Raw genomic sequence first — 5763 nt, forward strand, 5'->3', positions numbered from 1 at the left:
GCCCAGCGCTATCCAGGTGGCCACCGCGGTTGCGGCGATAGACCACAGCGGGCCACGCCGCCGAGCGGCCAACTGCGCTGCGGCGCCGAGCAGGCCTACGCCGCCGACCAGCACACCGACGTGCGCAGCGCCGCCAATCCGGGTGTCACGGTATGTGAGCCGCTCCATTGCCGCTGCGGCGGCGCCGAATCCGGCTACCGGATGACCGGCCCGGGGGTCGGCCAGCAGCATGTCGGCCACATAGCCCGCCAGCACACCGACGACCCGGGAACGCCCTGTCGTCCCAAACACTCCGGCAGCGTCTCACACGTGGTCTACTCGGTTGATGCGGAAGCGGCGCGCCACCCGGGTCGCCGACCTGTTGAACCCCGCCGCGGTGTTGCTGCCCGCCGCGAATGTGATCATGCAGCTGTCGTTGCCCGGTGTCGGCTATGGCGTATTGGAGAGCCCGGTCGACAGCGGCAATGTGTACAAGCATCCGTTCAAACGGGCACGTACCACCGGAACGTATTTGGCCGTCGCGACCATCGGCACCGAGTCGGACCGCCAACTCATTCGCGCCGCCGTCGACACCGCGCACCGGCAAGTGCGATCGACATCGTCAAGCCCGGTGTCCTACAACGCCTTCGATCCCGGGCTGCAGCTGTGGGTGGCCGCCTGCTTGTACCGCTATTTCGTCGACCAGCACGAGTTTTTGTACGGTCCGCTCGACGACGCCACCGCGGACGCGGTGTACTCCGACGCCGAGCGACTGGGCACCACCTTGCAGGTCCGCGAAGGCATGTGGCCGCCGGACCGGGTCGCGTTCGACGACTACTGGAAGCGCTCGCTGGAAGAGCTGCGCATCGATCCCCCGGTGCGCGAACATTTGCACGGAGTGGCCACGATGGCATTCTTGCCGCGGCCGCTGCATGCACTTGCCGGATCGTTCAACCTGTTCGCGACGGCGGGATTCCTGGCCCCGGAGTTCCGCACGATGATGCATCTGGAGTGGGCCGAGCCGCAGCAACGTCGGTTCGAATGGCTGCTGGCAGCGCTGCGGCTGGCCGACCGCCTGATTCCGCACCAGGCGTGGATTTTGGGGTATCGGCTCTACCTGTGGGACATGCGCTTTCGCGCCCGCCGCGGCTGGCGAATCGTCTAACGGCTAGGCAGTGATGACGACCAACACGATGGCGACCATGCTCAGTATCGCCATCACAAACCAGGGCTGCAGAAGGAGGGGGCGCTCCCGGGTTTCCTCGGTGCTCGCCGGAAGGGAGGTCGTGCGCTCGGGCGTCAGCTGTGAAGTCATGTATCAAGCATGACTAATTAGTCGGGCGAAGTAAATGTGGCGCTCGCCTCATCGGTCCCCGTATTGCGACGCACGTCACACTTCGGAGCCCGCACAGATATGAGAGGAGCAGCTCGATGACTTTTCCGGCACTCAACCACGTCGCAATCACCGTGCGCGACATGGAAATTAGCGGCCCGTGGTATCGGACGTTGTTCGGCGCCGACCCGGTGCTGGACGAGCACACCGACGCCGGATTCCGCCATTTGGTTTGGCTCTTAGATGGCGGGACGATCTTCGGAATCCATCAGCACGAGCGTTCGGCCCCCGACGAGCGATTCACCGAGTTTCGGGTGGGCTTGGACCACGTCGGCTTCGGCTGCGCCGACCGCGCCGCCTTGGAGACGTGGATGACCCGGCTCAACGAGCTCGGCGTGCACCACGGCGGAATCGTGGACGCGCCGTATGGGTCGGGCTTGAGCTTTCGCGACCCGGACGGTATCGCGCTCGAGTTCTTCGCGTCGCCGGGCTGACCGGCGAAAAACAATCGGCCAAAACGCAGACCCCACTTTGGCCGCAATGTGTCAGCATTAGCGGGTGAGCCTGCGACCGATCTCCTATTTCCTTGGTGTGGTGGTGGTGACCACCTGGGCGGCGCTGCTGAGCGCACCGATCCTGATTGCCTCGGCGTCCGCTGCTCCTTGCCCCGACGTCGAGGTGACGTTCGCCCGCGCCACCACCGAGGGGCCCGGTGTCGGCGTCGTAGGACAGAAATTCATCGATACGCTGCGCTCACAGGTCGGGGGCAAGTCGGTCGGGGTGTATCCCGTCAACTACCCGGCCTCAGAGGATTTCGTGCCGTCCGTCAACGACGGCACTGGTGATGCGAGCGCGCACGTCCAGTCCATGATCGCGAATTGCCCCAACACCAAGATGGTGCTGGGCGGATACTCCCAGGGCGCGATGGTGATCGATCAGATCACCATCGCCCAATTCCCGATCGCGGGCTTTGTCCCCGCGACGCTATCGGCGGACCAGGCCGATCACGTTGCTGCGCTCGCCCTCTTCGGGAATCCATCGGACAGATATCTTGGCGGGCCGGTAAGCACGGTCAGCCCGTGGTACGGGGCCAAGGCCATTGACCTGTGTGCGGCCGGCGACGCGATCTGTACCCCGGGTGGGGGTCTCGCGCTGCCGACGCACGACGAGATGTTCTCCGCGGCGCACCTCTCCTATCCGAACTCCGGAATGCCGGCGCAGGCGGCGGCTTTCGTCGCAAGTCACGTATAGCCAGAGGGCCATGCGCGCAGTCGTCATCACCAAGCACGGCCCGCCGTCGGTGCTCAGGGTGCAGGAACGTCCCGATCCGCCGCCGCCTGCGGCCGGCCAGGTCCGGGTTTCGGTGCGCGCGGCGGGCGTGAACTTCGCCGACCACCTGGCTCGCGTCGGGCTCTACCCCGATGCGCCGAAAGTGCCGAGCGTCGTCGGCTATGAGGTGGCCGGGACGATCGAAGCCGTCGGCGACGGCGTCGATATCGCGCGCATCGGCGAACGAGTATTGGCCGGGACGCGTTTCGGCGGTTACGCCGAAATCGTCAACGCGTCCGCGGACGACACTGTGGCGCTTCCGGAGTCGATGAGCTTCGAGCAGGGCGCGGCGGTCCCGGTCAACTACGCAACGGCCTGGGCGGCGCTGCACGGTTACGGCTCGCTGCGCACCGGCGAGCGGGTGCTGGTGCATGCCGCGGCCGGGGGTGTCGGCATCGCGGCGGTCCAGCTGGCCAAGGCCGCAGGCGCGGTCGTGCACGGCACCGCATCACCCGGCAAGCACAGCGAGCTCGCTGCACTGGGCGTCGACCAGGCCATCGACTACCGCCGCGACGGGTGGTGGAAAGGCCTGGAACCGTACGACATGGTGCTGGATCCGCTTGGCGGCACGTCGTTGCGGCGGTCCTTCGCCTTGCTTCGCCCCGGTGGACGGCTTGTGGCCTACGGCCTTTCAGCCTTGCAACAAGGCGAGAAGCGGTCGCTACGCCGGGCGGCGCCGCAGGCGCTGGCGATGCTGCGCGGGTTCAGCATGATCACCCAGATGAGCGAATCCAAGGCCGTCATCGGCCTGAACATGCTGCGGCTGTGGGACGATCGCGGCACGCTCGAGCCTTGGATAGGGCCGCTGTCAACGGCATTGGCCGACGGCACGGCAGCGCCGGTGGTACACGCCGCTGTGCCGTTCGCGGATGCGCCAGAGGCACATCGGATCCTTGCCGCGCGGGAGAACATCGGCAAGGTCGTCCTCGTGCCGTGAGCTGAGCGCTGCCGGCCATCAGCAAACGAGCGCCCATTGTGAGATTCTGAAAATTTCGCGAAGGCAGCAGTAGTGGTACGCGATAACTGTGTATCGTCGCCATCTGGTCGTTTAGCTGGCAGGCAACAGGCAACCGTCCTGATTTGGGGGTGAGCACCAGGGTCTCTGATAGGGCCCCTGGAGCTGTAGGCCAGTTAAGCGTTTGGGAGGAGAAGTACATGACCGAAGTCGAAGACCTCGACGTCCGCCACGACGGCTACCCGACACATCGGCGCAAAGTCCGCTTTGACTGGTCGAACACGCCGTTGCACTGGGTCCCGGACGACCCCTTCGCCACACACTTTTGGAACGCGATGCACCTGTTCCTGCCCGAAGGGGAGCGGGGATTCATCAGAGCCGTCAACGACGCGGCGCCACTAGTCGACGATCCGGACCTGACGGCACCGATGAAAGCGTTCGTGCAGCAGGAAGCCTGGCACGCCTGGGCGCACCGAGCGGTCCTCGATCATCTGGCCGAGCAGGGCATCGACACCACGCCCTACACCGACAAGTTGCAAAAGTGGTTGTCGACGGGCACTCATCAGCACCCGAGCTGGCCTCCGCGTTTGCAGCGATGGTGGCTCTACCGGCGCCTGGCCGACGTGGCCGCGCTCGAGCACTTCACGGCGGTAGTGGGTCAGTGGTGGATCCAAAACCGCGGCCTGGACTATGCAGGAACCGACCCCGTCATGCTCGATCTGCTGCGCTGGCACGGCGCCGAGGAAGTAGAGCACCGCGCGCTGGTATTCGACGTCTACCAGAATGTGTGCGGGAACTATCCGCTGCGCGCGTTGGCGATGCTGTTCAACGCGCCGGGGTTCTTGTTCGGATGGTTCGCAGGCGTGCGGTTCTTGATGGCGCAGGACCCAACCATCACCGCCAAACCACGGTTGAGGGACTGGCTACGGGCCGCCCGCCAGTACAAGGTGCCCGGGCCGTGGAGTCTCTTTGTGATCGGCACGCTGCGCTATCTGCGTCCCAGCCATCACCCCAGCACCGAAGCTTCCACGCAGATGGCGTTGGACTATTTGGCGCAGTCGCCGGCTGCGCGGGCAGCCCGCCAGGCGGCCCAAGTCGCTCAACGGTCCAGATCTGCTGAGAACGACGCATCGGAAAACCCAGCCTAGGAAGACGTCCGCGCCCGACAAGTATGGGTGGCGCGTGAATTCCGCTTCGTCCCAACGGATATGCCAGCCGACCTCGGTAGTGCCTAGTGCGCCTGGCATACTCGCCGCTGTGACTAGCACCCTCAAGCGGTACATCAAGCCCCTCGACCCTACTCAGGGCTTGAAATTTGTCATGAACAAATACTGGTACCCCTTGATCACCCGCCGGTGGGACAAGCAGGATGTCACCCTGCTCAACTGGGGCTACGAGGAGGATCCTCCGATGGCCCTGCCGCTGTCCCCTGAAGAAGAGCCCAACCGGTACGGCATCCAGCTGTACCACCGCACCGCGACCCAGGCAGACCTCAGCGGGAAAGAAGTACTGGAGGTCAGCTCCGGCCACGGCGGCGGTGCCGCGTATCTGGTTCGGACCTTCCACCCGGCCTCCTACGTCGGGCTGGACTACAACTCGGACGGCGTGGCATTCGCGCAGAAACGATATGACCTACCGGGGCTGGAGTTCGTCCACGGCAACGCCGAAAGCCTGCCGTTTCCCGATGAGTCCTTCGACGTGGTGATCAACGTCGAAGCCTCGCACACCTACCCCCACTTTGACCGTTTTCTTCCCGAAATCGTGCGCGTGCTACGCCCGGGTGGGCATTTCCTCTACGCCGATTTCCGCGGGTTCCTCGAGCACGACGCGTGGGACAAAGCACTGACCAACCTGCCGATGCGAATGGAATCGAAACGCGTCATCAACGAGGAGGTACTGCGCGGACTGGACAAGAACGCGGCGCGGTACCGGGACCTGGTCGTTAACCACGTGCCCAAGTTGATGCGGCCCTTCGGTCGCGTGTTCGCCGGTCTGCCCGGCACGACGACGAACAACCAACTGCAACGTGGACAGATTTCGTACCGGATGTACCACTTCATCAAGGATTAGGTTCCTGGTGCCGTGACATGGTGGGCGCGGACGGTATCGAACCGCCGACCGCTGGTGTGTAAAACCAGAGCTCTACCACTGAGCTACGCGCCCGTGC

8 protein-coding genes and 1 tRNA gene are annotated in these 5763 nt (G+C 64.8%); 6 read left to right on the forward strand and 3 right to left on the reverse strand.

Going from position 1 to position 5763, the window contains the following annotated elements:
* The coding region (locus WBF82_RS19660; RefSeq protein ID WP_424384618.1) for a cobalamin biosynthesis protein at positions 1-291 on the reverse strand (291 nt) is incomplete at its 3' end.
* Between the two features lie 34 nt (positions 292-325).
* Between WBF82_RS19660 and WBF82_RS19665 the strand changes: the two genes are divergently transcribed.
* Positions 326-1144 (forward strand): oxygenase MpaB family protein, encoded by an 819-nt coding sequence (locus WBF82_RS19665; RefSeq protein WP_424384619.1) that lies wholly within the window; start codon positions 326-328, stop codon positions 1142-1144.
* Positions 1145-1147: 3 nt separating this feature from the next.
* On the opposite strand, the gene WBF82_RS19670 is transcribed toward WBF82_RS19665, so the two are convergent.
* Complete coding sequence (locus WBF82_RS19670; RefSeq protein ID WP_424384620.1) at positions 1148-1294, reverse strand: hypothetical protein; 147 nt, start codon at positions 1292-1294, stop codon at positions 1148-1150.
* A 116-nt stretch (positions 1295-1410) separates the two neighbouring features.
* Between WBF82_RS19670 and WBF82_RS19675 the strand changes: the two genes are divergently transcribed.
* The 5 genes from WBF82_RS19675 to WBF82_RS19695 all read left to right on the forward strand — a co-directional run bounded on the left by WBF82_RS19675 (position 1411) and on the right by WBF82_RS19695 (position 5666).
* Positions 1411-1806 carry a VOC family protein gene (locus WBF82_RS19675; protein ID WP_424384621.1) on the forward strand — a complete coding sequence of 132 codons (396 nt, stop codon included), beginning with the start codon at positions 1411-1413 and terminating at the stop codon, positions 1804-1806.
* Positions 1807-1870: 64 nt separating this feature from the next.
* Entirely contained in the window at positions 1871-2563 is a 693-nt protein-coding gene (locus WBF82_RS19680; RefSeq protein WP_424384622.1) for a cutinase family protein, read from the forward strand.
* A 10-nt stretch (positions 2564-2573) separates the two neighbouring features.
* Positions 2574-3578 (forward strand): zinc-binding dehydrogenase, encoded by a 1005-nt coding sequence (locus WBF82_RS19685; protein WP_424384623.1) that lies wholly within the window; start codon positions 2574-2576, stop codon positions 3576-3578.
* Positions 3579-3796: 218 nt separating this feature from the next.
* A complete protein-coding gene (locus WBF82_RS19690) occupies positions 3797-4744 on the forward strand; it encodes a metal-dependent hydrolase (RefSeq protein WP_424384624.1) in 948 nt (315 codons plus the stop codon).
* Positions 4745-4916: 172 nt separating this feature from the next.
* A complete protein-coding gene (locus WBF82_RS19695; protein WP_424384625.1) occupies positions 4917-5666 on the forward strand; it encodes a phthiotriol/phenolphthiotriol dimycocerosates methyltransferase in 750 nt (249 codons plus the stop codon).
* 18 nt (positions 5667-5684) lie between these two features.
* Here WBF82_RS19695 and WBF82_RS19700 read toward each other — a convergent pair.
* Positions 5685-5759, reverse strand: a tRNA-Val gene (locus tag WBF82_RS19700).
* Between the last annotated feature and the right edge of the window lie 4 nt (positions 5760-5763).

It is taken from the genome of Mycobacterium sp. (assembly GCF_049673265.1).
Taxonomy (GTDB): Bacteria; Actinomycetota; Actinomycetes; order Mycobacteriales; family Mycobacteriaceae; genus Mycobacterium.